The organism is Streptomyces sp. NPDC097640 (assembly GCF_040302705.1).
GTDB lineage: Bacteria > Actinomycetota > Actinomycetes > Streptomycetales > Streptomycetaceae > Streptomyces.
The window spans coordinates 76,046-99,175 of sequence record NZ_JBEOSB010000039.1 but is presented as its reverse complement, the minus strand read 5'-3'; the positions used below and the strand labels follow the sequence as shown (position 1 = coordinate 99,175).

20 protein-coding genes, 1 tRNA gene and 1 pseudogene are annotated in these 23,130 nt (G+C 73.1%); 8 read left to right on the top strand and 14 right to left on the bottom strand.

What is annotated here, in order from left to right:
- Positions 1-95 precede the first annotated feature (95 nt).
- A pseudogene (locus tag ABTY62_RS42070) lies at positions 96-1,376 on the bottom strand (IS200/IS605 family accessory protein TnpB-related protein); the annotation flags it as partial.
- A gap of 431 nt (positions 1,377-1,807) precedes the next feature.
- On the opposite strand from ABTY62_RS42070, the gene ABTY62_RS42065 reads away from it, so the two are divergent.
- Positions 1,808-1,890, top strand: a tRNA-Leu gene (locus tag ABTY62_RS42065).
- 184 nt (positions 1,891-2,074) lie between these two features.
- Positions 2,075-2,953, top strand: coding sequence for a Bax inhibitor-1/YccA family protein (locus ABTY62_RS42060; RefSeq protein ID WP_352134660.1), 879 nt, complete (start codon positions 2,075-2,077; stop codon positions 2,951-2,953).
- 115 nt (positions 2,954-3,068) lie between these two features.
- Here the strand turns inward: ABTY62_RS42060 and ABTY62_RS42055 are convergent, their stop codons facing one another.
- Positions 3,069-3,299, bottom strand: coding sequence for a DUF4287 domain-containing protein (locus ABTY62_RS42055; protein WP_311729380.1), 231 nt, complete (start codon positions 3,297-3,299; stop codon positions 3,069-3,071).
- 123 nt (positions 3,300-3,422) lie between these two features.
- Here ABTY62_RS42055 and ABTY62_RS42050 point away from each other — a divergent pair, with 123 nt between their 5' ends.
- Entirely contained in the window at positions 3,423-3,770 is a 348-nt protein-coding gene (locus ABTY62_RS42050; protein WP_352134659.1) for a hypothetical protein, read from the top strand.
- Between the two features lie 34 nt (positions 3,771-3,804).
- Here ABTY62_RS42050 and ABTY62_RS42045 read toward each other — a convergent pair whose 3' ends face one another.
- The 3 genes from ABTY62_RS42045 to ABTY62_RS42035 all read right to left on the bottom strand — a co-directional run bounded on the left by ABTY62_RS42045 (position 3,805) and on the right by ABTY62_RS42035 (position 7,413).
- Entirely contained in the window at positions 3,805-4,746 is a 942-nt protein-coding gene (locus ABTY62_RS42045; protein WP_352134658.1) for a hypothetical protein, read from the bottom strand.
- Between the two features lie 269 nt (positions 4,747-5,015).
- Positions 5,016-6,245, bottom strand: coding sequence for an acetyl-CoA C-acetyltransferase (locus tag ABTY62_RS42040; RefSeq protein ID WP_352134657.1), 1,230 nt, complete (start codon positions 6,243-6,245; stop codon positions 5,016-5,018).
- Positions 6,246-6,378: 133 nt separating this feature from the next.
- Positions 6,379-7,413: an SGNH/GDSL hydrolase family protein gene (locus tag ABTY62_RS42035; protein WP_352134656.1), complete on the bottom strand. Its 1,035-nt coding sequence runs from the start codon at positions 7,411-7,413 to the stop codon at positions 6,379-6,381.
- A gap of 220 nt (positions 7,414-7,633) precedes the next feature.
- On the opposite strand from ABTY62_RS42035, the gene ABTY62_RS42030 reads away from it, so the two are divergent.
- On the top strand, positions 7,634-9,034 hold the full coding sequence (locus ABTY62_RS42030) for a cystathionine beta-synthase (RefSeq protein ID WP_352134655.1): 1,401 nt from the start codon (positions 7,634-7,636) through the stop codon (positions 9,032-9,034).
- A gap of 330 nt (positions 9,035-9,364) precedes the next feature.
- Here ABTY62_RS42030 and ABTY62_RS42025 read toward each other — a convergent pair whose 3' ends face one another.
- Positions 9,365-9,808: a hypothetical protein gene (locus ABTY62_RS42025; protein WP_352134654.1), complete on the bottom strand. Its 444-nt coding sequence runs from the start codon at positions 9,806-9,808 to the stop codon at positions 9,365-9,367.
- A gap of 109 nt (positions 9,809-9,917) precedes the next feature.
- Between ABTY62_RS42025 and ABTY62_RS42020 the strand changes: the two genes are divergently transcribed.
- On the top strand, positions 9,918-11,321 hold the full coding sequence (locus tag ABTY62_RS42020) for an acyl-CoA synthetase (RefSeq protein ID WP_352134653.1): 1,404 nt from the start codon (positions 9,918-9,920) through the stop codon (positions 11,319-11,321).
- 69 nt (positions 11,322-11,390) lie between these two features.
- On the opposite strand, the gene ABTY62_RS42015 is transcribed toward ABTY62_RS42020, so the two are convergent.
- From ABTY62_RS42015 to ABTY62_RS42000, 4 genes are read right to left on the bottom strand one after another with little or no spacing between them, the layout of a single operon-like run.
- Entirely contained in the window at positions 11,391-12,356 is a 966-nt protein-coding gene (locus ABTY62_RS42015) for an ABC transporter substrate-binding protein (RefSeq protein WP_352134652.1), read from the bottom strand.
- 21 nt (positions 12,357-12,377) lie between these two features.
- Entirely contained in the window at positions 12,378-13,061 is a 684-nt protein-coding gene (locus ABTY62_RS42010; protein WP_352134650.1) for an ABC transporter permease, read from the bottom strand.
- 1 nt (position 13,062) lies between these two features.
- Positions 13,063-13,704 carry an ABC transporter permease gene (locus ABTY62_RS42005; RefSeq protein ID WP_352134649.1) on the bottom strand — a complete coding sequence of 214 codons (642 nt, stop codon included), beginning with the start codon at positions 13,702-13,704 and terminating at the stop codon, positions 13,063-13,065.
- Positions 13,701-14,843: an ABC transporter ATP-binding protein gene (locus ABTY62_RS42000; protein ID WP_352134648.1), complete on the bottom strand. Its 1,143-nt coding sequence runs from the start codon at positions 14,841-14,843 to the stop codon at positions 13,701-13,703. The genes ABTY62_RS42005 and ABTY62_RS42000 overlap by 4 nt, the downstream gene beginning before the upstream one ends.
- 171 nt (positions 14,844-15,014) lie before the next feature.
- On the opposite strand from ABTY62_RS42000, the gene ABTY62_RS41995 reads away from it, so the two are divergent.
- From ABTY62_RS41995 to ABTY62_RS41985, 3 genes are all read left to right on the top strand, one after another.
- A complete protein-coding gene (locus ABTY62_RS41995; RefSeq protein ID WP_352134647.1) occupies positions 15,015-16,595 on the top strand; it encodes an aromatic amino acid ammonia-lyase in 1,581 nt (526 codons plus the stop codon).
- Positions 16,596-16,642: 47 nt separating this feature from the next.
- The gene (locus ABTY62_RS41990; protein ID WP_352134646.1) at positions 16,643-17,545 is read left to right on the top strand and encodes a MurR/RpiR family transcriptional regulator; all 903 of its coding nucleotides are present in this window, start codon (positions 16,643-16,645) and stop codon (positions 17,543-17,545) included.
- A 103-nt stretch (positions 17,546-17,648) separates the two neighbouring features.
- The gene (locus ABTY62_RS41985) at positions 17,649-18,236 is read left to right on the top strand and encodes a hypothetical protein (RefSeq protein WP_352134645.1); all 588 of its coding nucleotides are present in this window, start codon (positions 17,649-17,651) and stop codon (positions 18,234-18,236) included.
- Between the two features lie 94 nt (positions 18,237-18,330).
- Here the strand turns inward: ABTY62_RS41985 and ABTY62_RS41980 are convergent, their stop codons facing one another.
- The 4 genes from ABTY62_RS41980 to ABTY62_RS41965 form a co-directional block, all read right to left on the bottom strand.
- Positions 18,331-19,584: a cytochrome P450 gene (locus ABTY62_RS41980; protein ID WP_352134644.1), complete on the bottom strand. Its 1,254-nt coding sequence runs from the start codon at positions 19,582-19,584 to the stop codon at positions 18,331-18,333.
- A gap of 278 nt (positions 19,585-19,862) precedes the next feature.
- Positions 19,863-21,260 (bottom strand): type III PLP-dependent enzyme domain-containing protein, encoded by a 1,398-nt coding sequence (locus ABTY62_RS41975; RefSeq protein WP_352134643.1) that lies wholly within the window; start codon positions 21,258-21,260, stop codon positions 19,863-19,865.
- A 233-nt stretch (positions 21,261-21,493) separates the two neighbouring features.
- Entirely contained in the window at positions 21,494-21,898 is a 405-nt protein-coding gene (locus ABTY62_RS41970) for a MerR family transcriptional regulator (protein WP_352134642.1), read from the bottom strand.
- 55 nt (positions 21,899-21,953) lie between these two features.
- Positions 21,954-22,994 (bottom strand): MDR family NADP-dependent oxidoreductase, encoded by a 1,041-nt coding sequence (locus ABTY62_RS41965; RefSeq protein WP_352134641.1) that lies wholly within the window; start codon positions 22,992-22,994, stop codon positions 21,954-21,956.
- Positions 22,995-23,130: the final 136 nt, after the last annotated feature.

The window sequence follows — 23,130 nt, the reverse complement described above, 5'->3', positions numbered from 1 at the left end:
GTGAGGGACTGGCCTATGACACAAGCCAGGGAGAGCATTGGCTATGAATTCACCATTGCAACTCCACTTCTTACGGTGCGACTTCGTGTCGCACACTTGGACGTGTAGGCCGGGTCGACGGCGACGACGGTGATGCCGAGTTCGGCGGCCATGGACACCAGCCTGCTGCGCAGCCTGCTCACGGGCATGCCGGAGATCAGGCGGCGGAAGCGCTTGCGCCGTCCGTGCTTCTCCCGGGTCGTCTCGGCCTGGAAGTCCAGGTCCTCGATGGCGATGGCCAGGTGGTGGCGCTGGGCCCAGTGCAGGAGGCGGATGAGGGCGTGCCGCACCTGCGCGTCCCGGCGCGGTGCGCATCCGGTGAGGTCGTAGTCGAACCTGCGGGGTTCGCCGACGGGGTTTCCGTGGGCATCCAGGCGCCAGGCGGCCAGATGGTCGGCGTTCATGTCCACACCCACCAGCCCGCCGGACCGGGCCGCCTCCAGCGGCACCGTCCTCACCGCCGGGATCTGCCAGCAGGCAGTCAGGTACCAGCGGCCACGGTCCACGTCGTAGTGGATGCGGTACGCCACGGCCCGGTTGGCCGCGATGCGGTCGGCCCACTGCTCGCCCCGGTGGTGGAAGCGGACGCGGCAGGCCAGCACGTACCGGCCGTGGGGCGCGTTCGCCAGCGCGGCCAGCGGCGCCGGAAGCCTGATGCTCACCTCACCGCCCGGGGTGACGCGGATCGTCTCGTTCCCGAAGCCCTTCCCCGACTCGCCATCGGCCTGAAGAAACCAGCGCTCGGCCTCCCACCGCTCCCGCCACTGCGTCTCGGTCAACTGGGCCGCCTTGAGGTTGTGCCGGTTACGCAGCAGCTTCTTACCACCGCGCACCACCCGCACCCGCCCCGCCTCACGGTCGGCCCGCTCCCGCACCAGCCGGTCCTCGAGCAGATGCAGGCGCCTCGACTTGGCGAACCACTCCTGCCGGGAGCGGTAACCACCCGGCGAACCGTTGGTCCCCTTCGACCCCACCGGCAGCGACAGCCGGGATGCGATCGTACGAACACCGGCCTCAAGGGACTGAATATGCGCGAGCTGACTGCGCCGGGCCAGCGCCCACTGATCATGCGAGGCCTTGGTGATGCTGCCCGCCCAGCGCGAGGACGACTGACCGGTCAAAGCACGCTTGCGCTCTGCCCACTGATTGCTGTCATGATCCAGCCCGGCCGCGCAGCGGGCCCTCAGATCCCGGGAGGCCAGGGAACCCAGCAGGGCCCCGACCAGGCGCAGGACCTCCTCGTCCTGCCCGGTCAGGTCCTTGAGGCTGCTGCGGATCGCCACCCCGGACGGACCGGGCACCACGAACGGCGCCGCCACCTCGCGCAGCCCGCCCATCCCCCACCTCCGCCCGGTGACGAAGAACCCTTCACCACACCCAACGAACACCTCCCATACAGGTCACGCATTCGATGCAAGAACCCCCATTCCCGCCCCAGCCTCATCGCACCGCCGTGCGTGTGCTTACTCCCGCACACCAAAACGCGCCCAAACACTGCCAACCGGCAGCAGCTCACAACCCCCATACGGGGGCGTCGAGATTGCGTCAATCCCCTGCCGGGGGCGTGGTGCGGCATATGAGCAGGTCCGATGGGCGCCGGTGTGTGCGGTTGCCCCGACCCGATGCTGATGGGCCCTCAGTTGCCAATAAAATAAGACAACCTCGGTTCGTCGATCCGCTGTTCGGGGGCGTGCCCCCGGATAGGCTCGTGGTTGCTCTTCTACGGGGAGGGACGTACGTGCGTGCTCGTACGACCCGAGGGAGCCGCGCCCGGATGGTGGAATGCAGACACGGCGAGCTTAAACCTCGCTGCCCCTCGCGGGCGTACCGGTTCAAGTCCGGTTCCGGGCACACCCAGTCCCAGCGACCGTACGCTGAGTGCGCGTCCGGTCGCCCAACGTCCACCGCGCGGGGCCCGCATGGGCCTCGCGCCGCTCGCGCGCGTGAAAATATCCTCCCTGGGCACTAGAGTGCTTTCTTTGCTTACCCATTACTCTGTAGTCAAGGTCGCGCAGGGCGGCCATGGAGGAGTGAGATGAGGAGCAGCAACCCGGTCTTCTCGCGACGGGGGTTCAGCCGCGACGGCGGCTACGCGGGCTTCGGCGCGGCACCGCAGGCCGGGGGCCCCGCCGCAGCCCAGGGCAACCCGTACGCGCAGACCCAGGCACCGACCAACCCGTACGCGGCCGGTGACCAGCAGAATCTGACACCCGACCAGCTTCAGCAGATGTACGGCGCCCCGCCGGCCGGTCCGCTTCAGACCGGCCGTATGACGATGGACGACGTCGTCATGCGCACCGGTATGACGCTGGGCACCGTCATCCTCGCCGCCGCGGCCGCCTGGATCATGGAGCTGCCCGTCGCCGTCGGCTTCGGCGCCGCGCTCGTGGCGATGGTGCTGGGCCTGATCCAGTCGTTCAAGCGCAAGGCCTCGCCCGCGCTGATCATGAGCTACGCCCTCTTCGAGGGGCTCTTCCTCGGCGTCATCAGCCAGGTGTACAACGAGCGCTGGTCCGGCATCCCGATGCAGGCCGTGCTCGGCACGATGGCCGTGTTCGTCGGTGTGCTCGCCGCGTACAAGACCCGGCTCATTCGGGTGAACGCGCGATTCCAGCGCTTTGTGGCCGCCGCAGCCATCGGCTTCCTGCTGCTGATGTCGGTCAACCTGCTCTTCGCCGCCTTCGGCGGCGGTGACGGCCTCGGCTTCCGCAGCGGTGGCATGGGCATCCTGTTCGGCATCATCGGCGTGGTGCTCGGCGCCGCGTTCCTGGCGCTCGACTTCAAGCAGATCGAGGACGGCGTCCGCTACGGCGCTCCGCGCGAGGAGTCCTGGCTGGCCGCGTTCGGTCTGACCCTGTCGCTGGTGTGGATCTACCTGGAGCTGCTCCGGCTGATCTCCCTCTTCCGGGACTAGCCGTCCCCCCGGACATCGTCCGGGACCGGATCACCAGCTGATCACGAAGGGCCCGCGAGGCATACGCCCCGCGGGCCCTTCGTCCTGTTCGATGGTGTGGGGAGGGGAGGGGAGGCTAGAGCAGCTTGCGCGCGGCCCGCCTCAGATCGTGCTCATGAATGATCGCCTTGGCATGGCCGTACGCGAGCTGGTGTTCACCGCGCAGCCAGCTGACCTTCTCCTCGAAGCGGAAGAGGGCGGGCCCTTCGTCTACGGTGCGCAGCCAGTCGACGACTTCACGGCCGGTGCATTGGGGGATTCGGGAGAGCAGGTTCCGGTGGGTTTCTTCGGAGAAGGATTGGGACATCGGCGCCTCCGACGCGTCCGTTTTCCAGGCCTTTCTTCACGGCCCGGGTCTGGTCCTTCAGCTCACCGTGCCTGAGAGTTCGGCCGTTGGCAACAGTCCGCGGGTGGCGCATAGGCTCGCAGCGTGGATGATGCGACCTCTTTGCTGACCGCCGTGGACCGGCTCGCCGACCGTCTGCGCTCCCTTCCGCAGTCCCGTCTGAGCCGGGGTGTGGCGGCCGAAGGGCTCGCGCTGGCAAGGGAATTGTCGGTGCGGGCCCAGCGGATCGAGGAGCCCGGGAGCAGCCCGAGGATCATGCCGGACGCGGGGATGTTCGCGGTCGCCGACCAGGTGGCGGTGGCCGGTCACGATTTGGCGCATGCGCTGGAGCGCGCGCCTCGCGGTGCCGGGGCGGGCGGAGCCGAGGGCGATGAGGCGCTCGCCTCCGCGGTGGCGCTGGTGGAGGCCACGGCCCGGCGCTGCGACCTCTGAGCCGGGGCCGGGGCTGGGGGGCCGGGCGCCGGGGCTACAGGGAGGCGATGACGCGGTCGGCGAGGATGTACACCTGCTCGTCGCCGCAGCCGAAGGTCAGCGCGTAGGCGCCGAGGACCCCGGAGCTGCCCAGCAGCACCGGGCCGCGCCCCTCGCGCAGCGCGTCCGCGAGCCGCTCCGCGGTCTCGCGGTGGCCGGGGGTCATACAGACCGTGGTGCCGTCGGCGAAGACATACACATCCAGGGTGCCCAGCGGGCCGGGGCGCACATCGGCGAGCGGGGTGTGGGCGTCGGCCAGCGCGGTGAGCCGGGCCACGGTGCGGTCGTGGTCGGCGACGGTGGGGTGCGGCGAGAAGTCCGGGTGCGAGGGGTGGCGCCGGCGCGCGGCCGCCAGCTCGGACGACTCCACGGCCTCGGCCGCCGGCTCCGCGTCCAGGCCGGGATCCGGCTCCAGGTCCACCTCGGCCTCCGCGCCCGTCTCCGGGCGCAGGTCCGGTTCGCCCACGGGGTCGAGCGCGTCCAGGTCGATCAGCGGCTCCACCCCGGCCGGGTCGGCCTGCCGGGGCACATACGGGATGACGTCCGGCTGCGGCTCCTCGCCGAGCCCGGCCAGCCTGCCCAGCAGCGGGTGCGCGTCGGCCGCCGCCGCGGTGTCCCGGGCCTCCTGTGCCGCCCAGAACGCCCGCGCCTCGGCCAGCTCGCGCTCCCGCTCCTCGGCGAGCGCGTCGGCGACGGCGGCGCGTATCTCGGCCACGGGGGTGGCGGCGGAGCGGGGCGCCGGGACCGCGACGGGGCCCGCCTCGCCCGCGAAGTCCGCCCGGCCGTCCCGGCCGGCGGTGGGAGCGGCCGCCGCCGCGAGCTCGGCCCGCAGTTCGGCGATCTGCCGCCGGGTGCCGCGTGCGGTGAGCAGGGCGGACGCGCCCACGGCCGTGGCGGTGGCCGCGGCCAGGAGGGCGGCAAGAGTCGTGGCGCTCACTGACTTAACTCCCGGTTCCTGTAGATCCCCCGAATTCCTACCTCAGCTTGGCCCGCGCCGCCGCCCCGTGTCAGTGCATAACATCACCAAGTGGACGGAAATCGGGGTCGGCGGATGCGGCGAGGGCCCGGAACACCCCCGCTGAGCTGGGCTTACACCACTCCCCCAGGACCTTGGTCACATCCTGGGGGAGATTCGGTCACAACTCATGTGCTCACCTCATGTGCTGGGCGCATGTGCCCGGAGAGACTCGGTGTGCCCGGCCCGGCTCAGCTCAGCCGCTCCAGCACCATGGCCATGCCCTGGCCGCCGCCCACGCACATGGTCTCCAGGCCGAACTGCTTGTCGTGGAACTGGAGCGAGTTGATCAGCGTGCCGGTGATCCGGGCGCCGGTCATTCCGAAGGGGTGGCCGACGGCGATCGCGCCGCCGTTCACATTGAGCCGGTCCAGGTCGATGCCCAGGTCGCGGTAGGACGGGATGACCTGCGCGGCGAACGCCTCGTTGATCTCCGCCAGGTCGATGTCGCCGATCGCCATCCCGGCGCGGGCGAGCGCCTGCTTGGACGCCTCCACCGGCCCGTAGCCCATGATCTCCGGCGAGAGCGCCGAGACGCCGGTGGACACGATCCGCGCCAGCGGCGTCACGCCCAGCTCGCGCGCCTTGGTGTCCGACATGATCACCAGCGCCGCGGCGCCGTCGTTGAGCGGGCAGCAGTTGCCCGCGGTGATCAGCCCGTCGGGGCGGAAGACCGGCTTGAGGCCGCGTACGCCCTCCAGGGTGGTCCCCGCGCGCGGGCCGTCGTCCTTGGCGACGACCGTGCCGTCCGGGGTCGTCACAGGGGTGATCTCGCGCTCCCAGAAGCCGTTCTTGAGGGCCTCCTCGGCGAGGTTCTGAGACCGCACGCCGAACTCGTCCATGTCCTCGCGGGTGATGCCCTTCAGCCGGGCCAGGTTCTCGGCGGTCTGGCCCATCGCGATGTACGCGTCGGGGATCAGGCCGTCCTCGCGCGGGTCGTGCCAGTCGGTGCCCTGCTGCTCGGCGCGCTCGGCGCGCTCGGCGGTGCGGGCCTCGGCGTCGGCGAAGATCGGGTTGTGGGTGTCCGGCAGCCCGTCCGAGGTGCCCTTCACCGAGCGGGAGACCATCTCGACGCCCGCCGAGATGAAGACGTCGCCCTCGCCCGCCCTGATCGCGTGCAGCGCCATCCGGGAGGTCTGGAGCGAGGAGGAGCAGTAGCGGGTGATGGTGCAGCCGGGGAGGTGGTCCATGCCCATCTGCACGGCCACGATCCGGCCCAGGTTGTGGCCCTGCTCGCCGCCCGGCAGCCCGCAGCCGAGCATGAGGTCGTCGATGTCGCGCGGGTCCAGCTCGGGGACCTTGGCGAGCGCCGCCTGGATGATCTCGGCGGTCAGGTCGTCCGGCCGCAGCTCCTTGAGCGACCCCTTGAAGGCCCGGCCGATGGGGGAGCGGGCGGCAGAGACGATCACGGCTTCGGGCATCACGGCTCCAGATGGCGCGAGGGGCGGGCTGGGTGGACTCTGAGGGAAGTTACCCGCACGTATCGCATGGGTCACGGCATCAGGGCTGTGATGCGGGCCTCTTTTCCAAGCGTACGCTCAGCGCCTCGGGGGCTCAGCGGGCCGTCGGGGGCGGGCCCGTGGAGGAGGGGGCTCCGGCCGGTTTCTGGGCGGCGGGCGTCCGCTCGCCCGAGGCGTGGCCGTTGCGGCGCAGCAGCCGGGCCCAGGGGCCGCGGGCCGCGGTGACCTCGGTGCCGCCCTCGGCCGCCGCCTCCGCCGCGGCCTTGGCCACCGGCAGGATGCCCACGTCGCGGGCCTCCTCGGGCACCTCGGGCCACAGACCGAGCGCCCCGCACAGCGTCGGCAGAATGGCCATCGCGGCCGTCGCGTAGCCCTCCGCCGAGGGGTGGTAGTTGTCCGGCCCGAACAGCTCGCGCGGGTTGGCCGCGAACTCAGGCCCGAGGAGATCGCCGAGCGAGACCGTACGGCCGCCCTGCTCGACCACCCCGATGGTCTGCGCGGCGGCCAGCTGGCGGCTGAGGCGGCGGGCGATCCAGCGCAGCGGCTGGTAGACGGGCTCGATGGTGCCGAGATCAGGGCAGGTGCCCACCACCACCTCGCAGCCGCCGCCGCGCAGCCTGCGCACCGCCTCCGACAGCAGCCGTACGGACTGGGCGGGCGGCATGCGGTGGGTGACGTCATTGGCGCCGATCATGATCACGCAGACATCGGGGAGGGCCGTCGGGTCCTCGAGGGCCAGCGTCACCTGGCGCTCCAGGTCATCGGACTGGGCGCCGGGCTGGGCCACATTGTGCAGGTCGACGGGGAGCTCGGCGACCGCGGCGAGCCCCGAGGCGAGCAGTGCGCCCGGGGTCTGGCTGGGCCGGTGCACGCCCTGCCCGGCGGCGGTGGAGTCGCCGAGGAAGGCCAGCCGCAGCGCGGGCCGGTCGGCGCGGGGGGTGAAGTCGAGACCGTAGCGGCCGTCGGCGCGCGGGGGCGGGTCCTCGGATCCCCCGACCACCCGCTTCGCGTGCGAGACCTCGGTGAGCAGCAGAACGGCGGCCACGCCGCCCAGCAGCCCGATCCCGCCGCCTCCGTACGCCGCCGCGGCGGCGATCCGCCGCGCGACCCTCGCTCTCGACATAGACATGGGTCCAGGTCACCTCCGTCCACACGTCCGTTGCTCCTTTGTACCCTTTTTTGTACGACTTGCTAACCACTTGCCGCCCGGCTTGTTGCCGCGTTCGCGCTCGGGCGCCACGCACCCGTTGAGCGGTCACAGCGCGCAATAAGCTGGGCAGCACGGGCCCGCGACGGCGGCCGCCCGCCCTGACCGCGGAGAACCCGCTGACTTCGGACCTGGAGCAGGTGTGCAGTACTACGATTCGATGATTGAGCTGGTCGGCAACACCCCGCTGGTAAAGCTCAACAGCGTCACCGAGGGCATCCGGGCGACCGTCCTGGCCAAGGTCGAATACTTCAACCCCGGCGGCTCGGTGAAGGACCGCATCGCGGTCCGGATGATCGAGGCCGCCGAGCGCTCCGGTGCGCTGCGGCCGGGCGGCACGATTGTCGAGCCTACCTCCGGCAACACGGGCGTGGGGCTGGCGATGGTCGCCCAGCGCAAGGGCTACAAGTGCATCTTCGTCTGCCCCGACAAGGTGTCCACCGACAAGATCAATGTGCTGCGGGCGTACGGCGCCGAGGTCGTGGTCTGCCCGACGGCCGTGGACCCCGAGCACCCCGACTCGTACTACAACGTCTCGGACCGCCTGGTGCGCGAGACCCCGGGCGCCTGGAAGCCGGACCAGTACAGCAACCCCGACAACCCGCGCTCGCACTACGAGACGACCGGTCCCGAGCTGTGGGAGCAGACGGAGGGGAAGATCACCCACTTTGTGGCGGGCGTCGGCACCGGCGGCACGATCAGCGGCACCGGCCGCTACCTCAAGGAGGCCAGCGAGGGCCGGGTCCAGGTCGTCGGCGCGGACCCCGAGGGCTCGGTGTACTCCGGCGGCAGCGGCCGCCCGTATCTGATCGAGGGCGTCGGCGAGGACTTCTGGCCGACGGCCTACGACCGGACCGTCGCCGACCGGATCGTCGCGGTCTCCGACAAGGACGCCTTCCAGATGACCCGGCGGCTCGCCCGCGAGGAGGGGCTGCTGGTCGGCGGCTCGTGCGGGATGGCCGTGGTGGCGGCGCTGCGGGTCGCCGAGGAGCTGGGCCCCGACGATGTGGTGGTCGTGCTGCTCCCCGACAGCGGCCGCGGCTACCTTTCCAAAATTTTCAACGACGAGTGGATGGCGGACTACGGCTTCCTGGAGGAGGAGGGCCCGGCGGTGCGCGTCGGCGACGTCCTCCAGGGCAAGGAGGGCGGGCTGCCCTCGCTGGTCCATATGCACCCGGACGAAACGGTCGGTCAGGCCATCGAGGTGCTGCGGGAGTACGGCGTCTCGCAGATGCCCATCGTCAAGCCGGGCGCCGGGCACCCGGACGTGATGGCCGCCGAGGTCATCGGGTCGGTGGTGGAACGCGAGCTGCTGGACGCGCTGTTCGCGCAGCGCGCCGCGCTGACCGACCCGCTGGAGAAGCACATGAGCGCGCCGCTGCCGCACGTCGGCTCGGGCGAGCCGGTCGAGGACCTGATGGCGGTCCTGGGCGGGGCGGACGCGGCCATCGTGCTGGTGGAGGGGAAGCCGAGCGGCGTGGTGAGCCGGCAGGACCTGCTGGCGTACCTGGCCAAGGGCGCCCAGGGCGCTCCCCAGCGGTAGCCACGGCGGCAGCCGTTCCGGTGGTCAACTGCCGTCTCGGAAAAGGTCGCTCGTCCTTCCGGTAAGTGGTACGTGGGTGTCACGCGCCCGCAGCACGCGCTTAACACAGCTCCGGCACATTAGTGGGTGTCGGAACGGACGACACCGACACCCGAAGAGCGGCGACAAGGACCTCCGGAGCGGCTCCCGGACCTCCATGGTCGCCCGGACGCGACGGCTCGGCTTGCCCCGGCCCGCGTCCCTGGCGGGGACCGCCGTCGTCCCGCCCTCGGTGCTCACACCGGGGTGCGGCGGTCCCCCCTATACATCCCCCCGCACATCCCGCTCTCGCTACGCGTCCCAGTCGCCGCGCGTCTCGCGGCGGCGGCGCAGCACGGAGAGCCATCCGGACGCGTGCACCGCGTTGACCGCGACGATGCCGCCCCAGGTGACCAGCAGCCCGGACAGCCCCGCGTTGGCCGCGGCGATCGCGGAGAGCGGAATGGCCAGCACGAGCGTGACCACCACGAAGGCGAAGCGCTCGCCGAGCCCGAGCCCGAGGCCGGGACCCTGGCCGGGGAGGCCCGCCGGGTCGGGGCGCGCGCCGCGCGCGGCCGCCATCTGCTCCTCGGCCATCTGCCGCCGCACCTGGCGGTCAGCGGTGTCGTTGAACCGCTGCTCGACCTTCTCCATGAAGGAGTCGACCAGCTCCGTCTCGTACTCCGCCCCCAGCTCCTTGCGCGTCTGGAGGGTGGCGTCGAGTTCGCGCTTCAGTTCGGCGTCACGACTGTCCATGCTCCAACGGTACGGTCTCAGGGACGCGTTGTCGGTGGGGCTAGCCCCCCGAATCGCGTGGGGGGACAGGTAGCCGTACCTCCCGGCCCGCTGTGGAAGGAGCCAGTCCGTGTCCGCACCTCTGCTTACGTCCCTCGCCGGATCGGGAGGCGCGTCGGGAGGCGACCGCCCCGACGCGCTCACCGTGGGCCCCCGCGCCTGCTCGCGCGAGGAACTGCTCGGCGCCGCGGGCGCGGTCGCGGCCCGTATCGCCGGGGCGCCCGTCGTCGCCGTCCGGGCGACCCCGACGGCGGAGACGGTGGCGGCCGTGGTGGGCGCGCTGCTCGCGGGGGTGCCCGTGGTGCCCGTGCCGCCGGACTCCGGCCCCGCGGAACGGGACCACATCCTCCGGGACTCCAAGGCCGCGCTGCTGCTGACGGGGGAGCCGTCGGAGGACGAGCACGCCGCGCCCGTGGAGACCGTCCCGGTGGACCTGGCCGAGCGCGCGGCGTGGAGCGGGGCCGAACCGGCCCCGGAGTCGACGGCGTTCATCCTCTACACCTCCGGCACCACCGGCGCGCCCAAGGGCGCCCTGATCTCGCGGCGCGCGGTGGCCGCCGACCTGGACGCGCTGGCCGGGGCCTGGGCCTGGACGCCGGAGGACACGCTCGTCCACGGCCTGCCGCTGTTCCATGTGCACGGGCTGGTGCTCGGCGTGCTGGGCGCGCTGCGCGTGGGCAGCCGGCTGGTGCACACCGGCCGGCCGACCCCGGCGGCGTACGCGGCGGCGGGCGGCAGCCTGTACTTCGGCGTGCCGACGGTCTGGAACCGGGTCGTCCAGGACCCGGCCGCCGCCCGCGCGCTCTCCGCCGCCCGGCTCCTGGTGTCCGGCAGCGCCCCGCTCCCCGCGCCCGTCTTCCGCGACCTGGAGCAGCTGACCGGCCACCGCCCGGTCGAGCGCTACGGCATGACGGAGACGCTGATCACGATCAGCACCCGGGCGGACGGCGAGCGCCGCCCCGGCTATGTCGGCACCCCGCTGTCCGGCATCCGCACCCGGATCGCCGCCGAGGAGGGCGCCGAGATTGGCGAGCTCCAGCTCACCGGCCCGACCCTCTTCGACGGCTACCTCAACCGCCCGGAGGCGACCGCCGGCTCGTACACCGAGGACGGCTGGTTCCGCACCGGCGACATCGCCGCCGTCGAGCCGGACGGCTTCCACCGCATCGTCGGCCGGGCCTCCACCGACCTGATCAAGTCCGGTGGCTACCGCATCGGCGCCGGCGAGGTCGAGAACGCGCTGCTGGACCACCCGGCGGTGCGTGAGGCGGCCGTCGTCGGCGCCCCGCACGAGGACCTGGGCCAGCAGATCGTGGCGTATGTCGTCGCCGACGGGGTGAGCGAGGCGGAGCTGATCGACTTCGTCGCCGGGCAGCTCTCCGTCCACAAGCGCCCCCGCAAGGTCCGCTTCTTGGACGCGCTGCCGCGCAACGCCATGGGGAAGCCCCAGAAGAAGCTGCTGCCCCCGGCCTGAGGGCTCCCGGCCTGACGGACAGGGCCGGGCGGCGCGGCCCGGGCTGGGCCGCGCCGCCCTTCGGCGGTGCTATCGCTTGGCGAGGCCGTTCCGCTTCGCCCAGTCGGCCGCCACCTCGTCCGGGTCCTTCTTCTCGACGTCGACCAGCTTGTTCAGCTTGGCCAGCTCCTCCGTGGTGAGCGCGCCGCCCAGCCGGGCCAGGGCCCTGCGGACCTTGGTGTCGGCCTTGGCGCCGCGCACGACGGGGACGATGTGCTGGGCGGGGATGAGCTGCTTGGGGTCGGCGAGGATGATCCAGCCGTTGGCCTGGATGTCGGGGTCGGTGCTGAAGAGGTTGGCGACGTCGACGTCGCCCTTCTTCAGGGCGCCCTTGACCAGGGGGCCGGAGGCGTCCAGGGACTTGAACTCCTTGAAGGTGGTCCCGTAGACGTCCTTCAGACCGACCAGGCCGACGACCCGCTTCTTGTCCTCCGCCGGGCCGCCGAAGACCAGCTTGCCGTCGAGCCGGTGGAGGTCGGCGAGGCTGCGCAGCCCGTGCCGGTCGGCCGTCTCCTTGGTGACGGCGAAGACATCCTTGTCCTCGGCGGCGGCGTACGGGAGGGCTTCCAGGCTGCCGGGGAGGGCGACGGTCAGCGCGTTCTGGAGGTCGCCGGCCTCCGTCTGCTTGGCGGTGTCGTCGAAGTGCAGGAGCAGATTGCCCTGGTACTCGGGGAGCAGGTCGATGTCGCCCTGCTGGAGGGCGGGGATGACGATCTCGCGGGAGCCGAGGTTGGGGCGGACGCTCGCCTTGACGCCGGCGCCGCGCAGCGCCTCGGCGTAGAGGTAGCCGAGGATCTGGTTCTCGGTGAAGTTGGCGGTGCCGACGACCAGGCCGCCCGCGCTGCTGCCGCCGCCGGAGCCGCCGTCGTCCGAGCCGCCCTTGAGCGAGGTGACGCCGCCGCAGGCGGCGAGGGCGGGGAGGGAGGCGGCGCCGAGGAGGCCGCCGAGCAGGGCCCTGCGAGTGGGGCGGGGGGCCCGGGGGTTCAGGGAGGTCATGCGGGACTTCTCCTCAGTTCCTCAGTGCGAGTGGGCGTGCGAGGGCGCGGGGCGGTTGCGGAACAGCAGGCGCTGCACTCCGGCCAGCGCCAGGTCCAGGGCGATGGCCAGCGCGGCGACCAGCACCGCCCCGCCCAGCACCTGCACCAGGTCGCGCTGGGCGAGCCCGTCGAAGACGTACCGGCCGAGCCCGCCGAAGCTGACGTACGCGGCGATGGTGGCGGTGGCCACGACCTGCACGGTGGCCAGCCGCAGCCCGGTCATGACCAGGGGGAGCGCGAGGGGCAGCTCGATCCGCAGCAGGACCTGGTGGGCGCGCATGCCCTGGCCGCGCGCGGCGTCCTTGACCTCGGGGTCGACGGCGGCCATGCCGGCGTAGGTGTTGGTGACGATCACCGGGACCGCGAGGGCGACCAGCGAGACGTACACCGGCCACATGCTCAGCCCGCTGGCCAGGAAGACCAGCGTGACCAGGCCGACCGTGGGCAGCGCGCGCCCGAACCCGGCGAGGTTGATGGCCAGGAAGGCGCCGCGGCCGGTGTGGCCGATGAGCAGGCCGACGGGGAGGGCGATCACGGCGGCGACGACGGTGGCCAGGAGGGAGTACTGGAGGTGTTCGAGCAGGCGGGTGGCGATGCCGTCGGGCCCGGCCCACTGGGCGCCGCTGGTCAGCCAGGCGCCGAGGTTCTTCAGCAGTTCGATCATGTCAGGCACGCCTCCTCAGCCACGGGGTGCACAGCCACTGGACGGTCACCAGCACGGCGTCCGCGGCCAGTGCGAGCAGCAGGGACAGGGCGACTCCGGCGACGACGGGGGTCGGGTAGTTGCGCTGGAAGCCGTCGGTGAACAGCTGGCCCAGGCCGCCGTATCCGATGTAGCTGGCCACGCTGACCAGCGAGATCGCCATCACGGTGGCGACCCGCACGCCCGCCATGATCACGGGGAAGGCGAGCGGCAGCTCGACGGTGAGCAGGGTACGCAGCGGGCGGGCGCCCATCGCCTTGGACGCCTCGCGGGCCTTGGCGGGGACGCTGTCCAGGCCCTCGACGGTGTTCCGCAACAGCACGACCAGGGTGTAGATGGTCAGGCCGGTGATCGCGGTGGTGCGGGTGAGGCCGGTGACCGGCAGCAGCAGCACGAAGATCGCGATGGACGGGATGGTGAACAGGACGTTCGACAGGCCCAGCAGCAGCCCGCGCAGCGGCCGTACGCGATGGGCGAGCACGGCCAGCGGCAACGCGATCAGGATCCCGAAGAGCACGGAGGGGATGGCGGTGGACAGATGGTCGAGGGTGAGCCGGACGAGGTCGTCGCGGTGGTCGGGGAACCAGCCCCAGTCGATGGTCATGCGGTCACGCCCGCGTCCTCAGGTGCGGCCGTGCCGTCCGTGGCCGTGCCGTTCGCTGCCGCGGCCGTCCGCGCCGCCTCCGCGTGGCGCCGCCCGGCGTGCTCATGGATCAGCTCGCGGTCGGTCACTCCGGTGAGGACACCGTCGGCGTCCACGCGGGCCACCAGACCGGCGGGGGAGGCGATCGACTCGTCGAGGGCGGTCAGCAGGGAGTCGCCGTCCCGCAGCGGGCGTACCGGCAGCAGCGGGGCACGGTCGCCCTGCGGGCCCTCGGTGTCGCGCCAGCCGAGCGGCTCGCCGCGCTCGGAGGTGACCAGCCGCCAGCGGCCGCCCTCGCCCTTCGGGCCCGCCTCCTCGGTGGGCGCGGGGCGCTGCGGCACGTCGGCGAGCGTGGAGAGCGAGAGCAGCTTCAGGCCGCGCTCGGCGCCGAGGAAGCCCGCGACGAAGTCGTCGGCCGGGTCGGCCAGCAGCTCGGCGGGCGGTGCGCACTGCACGAGGTGGCCGCCGGTGCGGAAGACGGCTATGCGGTCGCCGAGCCGCACCGCCTCGTCGATGTCGTGGGTGACGAAGACCACGGTCTTGCGCAGCTCGCTCTGGAGGCGCAGCAGCTCGTTCTGGAGCTGGGTCCGCACGACCGGGTCGACTGCGCCGAACGGCTCGTCCATCAGCAGCACCGGCGGGTCGGCCGCCAGTGCGCGGGCGACCCCCACGCGCTGCTGCTGGCCGCCGGAGAGCTGGTGCGGGTAGCGCTTGCCGGCGTCGGCGGGCAGGCCGACCAGCTCCAGCAGCTCGGCGGCGCGCGCCCGCGCCTTGCGGCGGCCCCAGCCGAGCAGCAGTGGCACCGTGGCGATGTTGTCGAGCACCGTGCGGTGCGGGAACAGCCCGGCCTGCTGGATGACGTAGCCGATGCCGCGCCGCAGCTCGGCGGCGTCGGCCCGCTGGACGTCACGGCCGCCGACGCTGACGGTGCCGCTGCTGGGCTCGACCATCCGGTTGACCATCCGGAGGGTGGTGGTCTTGCCGCAGCCCGAGGAGCCCACGAGGACCGTGATGCCGCCCTCGGGCAGTTCGAGATCGAGGTCGTCGACGGCGGTGGTGCCGTTCGGGTAGTGCTTGCTGACGCGATTGAAGCTGATCATCCGCTTCCCCTTGCCCTGTCTGCATATAGTCATGCACAGTCGTAGGCGAGTGAATAGAAGTCAAGAGTCCGGTGTTAATCAACGGTTACTTCTGCTCACAATGTGGGACGGAATGTCGATCTCCGTCCGAATAGGGCCCGAACAGGGTGCGGGTGAAAGGGGATCCGCTGGATGTTGTCTCAGATGCTGGGCTCGACGGGCACTGCGGGTACGGCGGGCAGCGCACGCGGTAGCGGCGGCGCGGACGGTGCGGGTGGCGCCGCGCCCCAGGTCGTACTGGACGGCCGGACCCTGCGCGTGGCCGACGTCGTGCGGCTCGCCGACCGGACCGCCCGCCCCGCCGCGCCCGACCCGGACGCCTTCGCCCGCGCCGAACGCTCCTGGGAGACCGCGCTCCGGCTGGCCGCCACCGGGCGCGTCTACGGCCGCAGCACCGGCGTCGGCGCCAACCGCACCGAGGACGTCGGGGCCGCCGACCAGGAGCACGGCCTGCGCCTGCTGCGCAGCCACGCCGGCGCCATCGGCGCCCCGCTGCCGGGCCGCGAGGTCCGCGCCATGCTCGCCGTACGCGCCAACCAGCTCCTCGCGGGCGGCGCCGGGCTGCGCCCCGCCGTCGTCACCGCCCTCGCCCAGGCCCTGGAGAGCGGCGCCCACCCGGTCGTCAACGAACACGGCGCGGTCGGCACCGGTGACCTCGCCGCGCTCGCCCAGACCGGCCTCGCCCTCGTCGGCGAACACCCCTGGGACCTCACCGACGCCGCCCCGGACGACCGCGCCCCCGCGCCCGTCGAGCTCGACGGCAACGACGCGCTCGCCCTCATCAGCAGCAACGCCCTCACCCTCGGCCAGTCGGCGCTCGCCCTGGACGAGCTGCGCCGGCTGCTGTCCGCCTCGCTCGCCGTCGCCGCGCTCTCGCTGATCGCGGTCGGCGGCTCGCTGGAGGCGTACGCCGAGCCCGTGCACGAGGCGCGCCCGCTCCCCGGCTCCGTCGAGGCGGCCGCCCGCATGCGCGCCCTGCTCGGCGCCCCGGCCCGCCCGACGCCGCCGCTGGGCCGGATCCAGGACCCGTACGGCTTCCGCTGCCTGCCGCAGATCCACGGACCGGCGCTGGACGCCGCCGACGCGCTGGAGCGGGTGCTGACCATCGAGTTCAACGCCGCCGCCGAGAACCCGCTGATATGCGCCGAGGACGAGGCCGCCTACCACCACGGCAACTTCTACGCCGCGCACCTCGCGCTCGGCCTCGACCACTTCCGGCTCGCCACGCTTCAGACCGCCCGGCTGTCCACCGCCCGGCTCGCCGCCCTGTCGGAGCCGGACTTCACCCGGCTGCGGCCCTTCCTCGGCGACGCCGCGTCCGCCAGCTCGGGCGTGATGATCCTGGAGTACGCGGCGGGGGCGGCCCTCGGCGAGCTGCGGGCCGTCTCCCACCCGGCCTCGCTCGGCCACGCCGTGCTCTCGCGCGGCGTCGAGGAGCAGGCCAGCTTCGCCTCGCTCGGCGCCCGGCAGACGCTGCGGGTGATCGACAACTACCGTCAGGTGCTGGGCTGTGAACTGGTCGCGGCCGTACGGGCGCTGCGCCAGCGCGGGCTGGAGCCGGAACCGGAGCTGCCGGTCGGCGCGGCGTTCGCCTTGGCGGCGGACCAGCTCGATCCGAGGATGGAGGACCGTCCGCTGACGCAGGATGTGGCGGTGGCCGCGGGCCTGCTCGACGGGCTGGCGGACATCGGCGTCGCGGGCGCGGAGAGTTGAGCATCGGGGAGTGGGCCCGGGAGGGCCGAGAGGGGCAGGAGAGAGCGATGAGTACGAACACGGGGGCGTCGGCGGAGGTGACGGCCGGGGTGCGGGATGACGCGGCCGGTGCCGGGGCGGGGACCAGCGCCGCCCGGCTTCAGAAGCTCTTCGAGGGCCACCGGCTGACGCCCACCCAGCGGCGCATCGCCCACTGCATGGTGCGGCGGGCGGCCGACGCGCCGTTCCTGTCGAGCGTCGAGCTCGCCGAGCTGGCCGGCGTCAGCCAGCCGTCGGTGACCCGCTTCGCGGTCGCGCTCGGCTTCGACGGCTACCCGGCGCTGCGCAGGCATCTGCGCGAGGTCGCCCCCGCCGAGCGGGGCGAGGGCGGGGACGCCTACAACGAGTACCAGCAGGCGGTCCAGTCGGAGATCGACAACCTGCGCCATCTGGCGTCCCTGCTCGCCGACCCGGCCCCGGTCGTACGGGCCGGGCGGCTGCTCGCCGAGTCCCGGCCGCTGCCGGTGCTCGGCCTGCGCGCGGCCTCCGCCCAGGCGGGCGGCTTCGCGTACTTCGCGCGCAAGGTCCACCCGGACGTACGCCTGCTCGACGAGGGCGGCACCATGCTCGCCGACCGCGTCGACGCGGCGGTGCGCGCGGGCGCGACCGCCCTGCTGTGCTTCGCCCTGCCGCGCCATCCGCGCGAGGTCGTCGAGGGCCTGGAGTACGCCAGGTCCGCCGGGCTGACCGTGGTGACGGTCGCCGACAGCGCCTTCGCTCCGGTCGCCCGCCACAGCGACCTGCTGCTGCCCGCGGCGGTCGGCACCGGGCTCGCCTTCGACACGGCGTGCGCGCCGATGCTGCTGGGGCGGGTGCTGCTGGAGGCGATGTGCGACGCGCTGCCGGACGCGCAGGCGCGGCTGGAGGAGTTCGACGCCAAGGCCGCGGCGCGGAGCCTGTTCGTGGAGTGACCGCCTCTCAGAGAATTCTCAGGCCCGGTGACTGGAGTCCGTCCCTCGAACGCTGTATGCACAGTTTGTACAGGTGACCGGATTCGAGACGAGGAGGTCTGTCGTGGGGCGCGGGGTGTATGCGCTGGCCCGGGTGGCCGTGGTTCTGCGGGCGCCGGCGGGGTGGCTGTGGTGGCTGGGCCTGCTGGCCGCAGGCGTCGGGGTGCCGGTGCCGGGGCTGACGGGGCGCCGGATCGGAGTGCTGGCGGGGGCGGCGCTGTTCCTGATCGCGGCGGTCGTGGCCTTCCTGGCCCGCCGCGGGCGGTATCTGGAGCTGGCGCGCGCCGCCTCCCGGGCGGGCAGGTCGGTGTTCCTCCAGGACCGCGCGGTGACCGTACGGGCCCGGCGGCGCGCGCTGCGCTGGTGGCTGCCGGCGGCGTTCCTGGCCGCGGTGGGATCGTCGTTCGCCGTGCCCGCGGCCGTCGGGATGCTGATGGCGGGGGCCGGCGCCGGGCTGTGGGCCAAGGCGCTGTGGCTGGGCCACTGGGAGCGGGCGAACGACGCGCTGTTGTGGGTGCGCGCGGAGTGGGTGGCCCGCGGCGGGCCGGCGGGCAAGGGCGTGAGCGCCTACCAGACGACCGGGATCGTGGCCGGGGACGCCCGGCCGGGCGGGGCCAGGCGGGGCCGCGCGGAGGCCGCGGCGGCGCGCTGACGTGCCACCCGGACCGGGGCGGGGTGCCCTGATCCTTCGCCGGACGGCCCGGAAACCGAGCCGTCCGGCGATCGGGGAAGGAACCCCCGGACGGTCAGCGGGAGACGTGGGCCGGAGTGAACTCGACCGGCAGGGCGGCCACGCCCCGCATCCAGATGGACGGCCGCCACTCGATCTCATCGGCGGGAAGCGACAGCACCACATCGGGGATCCGGTCGAGGAGCACCTCGATGGCCGCCTTGGTGATGATCTCGGCCAGCTCCGGCGCCGGCTCCGGGCAGCGGTGCTCACCGTGGCTGAAGGACAGATGGGCCTGGTTGCCGGCGGAGCCGGCGGTGAAGTCCGGCCGCACCTGCGGGTCGGTGTTCGCGGCGGCCAGGCCCAGGATGACGCAGTCGCCCTTCTTGATCTGCTGCCCGCCGAGCCTGGTGTCCTGGGATGCCCAGCGCCCGATGAAGTTCTGGGTCGGGGTGTCCTCCCACAGCACCTCGGTGAGCGCCTGGCTGACGCTGCGGCGCCCGCCGGAGATCGTGACGGCGAACCGGTCGTCGGTCAGCATCAGCCGCAGGGTGTTGCCGATCCAGTTGGACGTGGGCTGCTGACCGGCGGCCATGATCGAGATCATGTCCTGGATGATCTCTTCGTCGCTGAGCCCGGCCGGGTGAGCCGCCATCCGCGAGGGCACGTCCGCCTTGGGCTCACGGCGGCTGCGCTGCACCAACTCCGCCATCTTGGCGGCTATTCGGCCGTACGCCGCGACAGCTCCCTCGCCGTCGTCCAGCGAGGCGGTCATGTCCCGCTCCAGGTCGGCCGTCTCGGAGGGCTCGAGGCCGCAGATCCTGGCCACCACGCGCAGCGGGACCTGGCTCGCGTACTCGGCCATCAGCTCGGCCCGGCCGCTGCCCGCGAAGGCGTCGATCAGCTCGTCGGCGACCCGCTCGCTGTGCGCGCGCACCTCGAACTGGTCCGCTGCGGAGAGGGCGTCGCTGATCGCCCCCGAGCGTCGCTGATGCTCCGCGCCCTCGGTGAACAGCACGGACGGCTGATAGCCGACGAAGGGCAGCAGCGGCCAGTCGTCCGGGATCCGGTCCCAGGCGTGCCAGCGGCGGGAATCGCGCGCGAACAGCTCGGGGTTGGTGGTGACGCGGTGCACCTCGCGGTAGCCGAGGACCAGCCAGGCGGGGATGTCGCCGTCGAGCAGGACCGGGGCGACCGGCCCGTGTTCCCGCCGCAACTGCCCGTAGAGGTCGGCCGGATCCTCCTGGAACCGCAGGGCATGCATACGTACGCCGCCGGGGTTGTGGGCGGGGCAGCCCACGGGGGGCGAGGGGACCTGGGGATGATTCATGCGGTGTGCTCCTGGGCGGGCGGCACGTTCGCCGGCACGCCGAAGGAGTCCCGCATTGCTCGAACGATTGAACGGCTCAACGTGCTGGGGGCTGGCGTAGGGCCGCCCGACCATACGGAGCCTTGGGTTCCATACGGTGGACGACCTGGGCAGAAGGCTAACAGCCACCCGCCGGGGGAAGGGAAGTTGGTGGCTGTACTGAACGCCTGCCGCCGCTCGACTGAACGCCTGCCGCCGCTGGCCGGCGCCGATGGCAGAAGACCTCCAAAGGGGAGGCTTCAAAGCCCCGACAGCGCGCCCGTGTGCTCGCCGCCGCTCTCGGCGACGATCTCGTCGACGGACTGCGGCGAGCGTACGGGCGCGAAGCGCACTCGGCCGTTCCTGCCGCCGCTGCCGCCGCTGACCGAGAAGCCGTAGATCCCGGGGCGGGGCAGGCTGTTGTACGCGAAGTGGTTGGAGAAGTAGTACGCGCCCGTGTCGAGCAGCGCGACCAGGTCGCCCGACTCCAGCGCGGGCAGCGGCCGGTTCACGGCGACCAGGTCGCCCGCGAAGCAGCACGGCCCGGCCACGTCCTGCGGCACCGGGCCGCCCGGCCCGGTCGGCTTGGCCACGCCCTCGCCGTCGTACGCCGCGACCCGCAACGGCCATGACTCCGGGGCGAAGACGGTGCGCGTGGCCAGCTGGGCGCCCGCGTGGGTGACGGCGATCGGGCGGCCGCCCGCCGACTTGGTGTACTCCACGCGCGCCAGGACCGTGCCGGACTTGGCCACCAGCGACCGCCCGAACTCCGTGACCAGCCCGTACCGGCCGTCGAACAGCCCGGGGACGGTGGCGAGCAGCAGACGGGCGTAGTCGCGGTAGCCGGGGGTGATCTCGTCGGAGCCGAAGTTGACCGGCAGCCCGCCGCCGATGTCGAGCGTGTCGATCTGCTGTCGGCCGACCTTCCGGTTGATCTCCTCGGCGAGCTCGTACGCCGCCCGTACGCCCGCCGCCATCAGGTCCAGCGGGCAGCCCTGGGAGCCCACGTGCGCGTGCAGCCGGGTCAGCCAGGGCCGCTTCGTGAACGCGTTCACGACCCACTCGCGCGCCCCCACGTCCAGCAGCGCCACCCCGAACTTCGAGGTCGCGGTGGCGGTGCTGAGCGCCCCGATGCTGCCGCCGCCCACCTGCGGATTGACCCGCAGCCCCAGGGGGCCCGGCGGCAGCGCGGGCCCGGGGCCGCTCTGCGGCGCCACCAGCGCGTTCAGGCGGGCCAGCTCCTGCGGGTTGTCGGCGTTGACGGCGATGCCGAGCTCGACGGCCTCGCGCAGCTCGGCGTGGGTCTTGGCGGGCGAGTCGAGCACGATGCGCTCGGGCGCGACCCCCGCGGCCCGGGCCAGGGCCAGCTCGCCGGGGCTGGCCACCTCGCAGCCGATCCCGTCGTCGGCCAGCAGCCGCAGCACGGGGACGAGCGCGGCGGCCTTGACGGCGAAGGCGTGCAGCACGGGGGTGCCCGGCGCGACGACCTCGTCGAAGGCGGCCCGCAGCTCGGCCGCGGCGGCGCGGATGCCCGCCACGTCAAGCAGCCCGACGACGGGCTGGTCGGGGCCGATCAGCCCCTGCTCCACGGCGGCCCGCACCGCCCGCTCCCGCCGGGCGGCCGCGCCCGCCCCCGTTGCCACCGCATTCGATGTCATGTCACCAGCCAACCACCACGCGCCCCCGCCGCCCAGCCCGCTCCGCGGCCCGTCCCACGTGGTGGGCCAGGTGGGTTTCCCCTGCCCCGCCCCTTCCCGGCCCCAGCCGATGTGCGGTCTCCGCCCCAGCCCCCGGGGGCGGGAGCCGGATGCAGGGCTCACCGCGCGGCGGGGGCTCGTCTGGCCGAGAGCCGGAAAGCGGCGGGGTGGGGAAAAGTGGCCGTCGGCCGGGCCTAGCCTGTGGAGCCCAGGTCGCGGCCGAGGTCGCGCAGCGGGCCGCCGACGCGCTGCGTGAGCCCGTCGCGCAGCTCCGTCAGCCGTTCGATGCGCTCGTCGAGATACGTCAGCCGGCGCCGGACGATCATGTTGGGGAGGGTGCACAGACCGGGCTCCCCGTCCGTCCGGGGCTCGGCGGCCGCGGGGAGCGCCTCGATGGCCGCCACGAGGGCCCGTACGTCCTCGATGGTCAGGCCGGCGGTCAGCAGCTCGCGCACGGCGCGCAGATGGCGCACGTCCTCGGCCGTGTAGTCGCGGTGCCCGGAGGGCGTGCGGCGCGCGGTGAGCAGCCCGCGCTGCTCGTAGTAGCGCAGCGCCCGCGGCGTCAGCCCGGCGGCCGCCGCCGCGTCCCCGATGCGCATGGGTCCCCCGTCCCCCGTTCCTTTGCGCCTTGACGCCATTGTCGCGCCGCGCCGTTTACAACTCCACCAGCACCGCGCCGACATGGCGCCCCTCGACCAGCTCGCACAGCGCGCGCGGCGCCTGCTCGACGCCCCGCAGCCGGGTGTGCGGATAGGTCATCGTGCCCTCGCGCAGCGCGCTGCCGAATTCGCGCACGTACTCGGGATAGGCGTCCATGTGGTCGTAGGCCGCGACGCCGCGCAGCGTGATCCCCCGCGCGATGAGGGCGAAGGTGCTGATCGGGGTGGTGGCCATGGCGTCGCCGGTCAGCTGGGCGGACAGCGCGCCGACGAGGGCGAAGCGGGCGCCCCGGCGGGCCACGGCCAGCGCCGCCAGCAGCTGCTCGCCGCCGACGTTGTCGAAGAGCACGTCGATGCCGTCCGGGGCCGCCTCGTGCAGCTGGGCCTCGATCGGCCCGGCGCCCCGGACCACCGCCGCGTCGTAGCCGAGCTCCTGGACCAGGTAGTCGGCCTTGCGCCGGGAGCCGGTGGAGCCGATGACCCGGGCGGCGCCGTGCAGCCGGGCGAACTGCCCGGCCAGCGTGCCGACCCCGCCGGCCGCGCCGGTGACGAACACGGTGTCCCCGGCCCGCACCTCGGCCCCGCGCGCCACGCCCAGCCAGGAGGCGAAGCCCTGCGAGAGATACGCGGCGGGGTCGGGCAGCCCCTCCGGGCCCAGCCGCTCCGCCTCCGCGGCCTCCACGAGCGCGTACTCGCGCCAGCCCAGCCGGTGCCGGACCAGCTCGCCGGGGGCGAGATCGGTGCCGGGTGCGGCGACCACCTCGCCGACGGCCGGGCCGTGCATGGGGTCGCCGGGCCGCTGGAGCAACTGGGACAGTTCGAAGCTGTCGGGGTCGGCGAGGGTCAGCGGCCGCATCACGGCGGCGACGTTCATGAGCCGGTTGCGGACCAGCACCTGCCCCGGGCCGGGCTCGGGCACGGGGGCGGTGACGACCGCGAAGTGGTCGGTGGTGAGCGTGGTCCGGGGGCGGTCGGCCAGGAGTACCTGGCGGTGGGTGGCGGGCACGGATCCGGGCACGGGCGCGGGCTGTGGCATGGAGCGCTCCTCGGTGTGGAGGTGTCGCGGTGGAGCGGAACGCCGAGACGGTAAGACCTGACGTATACGTCAACCGCAAGTCCGCCTCCCGGAACACTCCGTGAGCCCGGTATTGACTAACCTTATTCATCGAAGC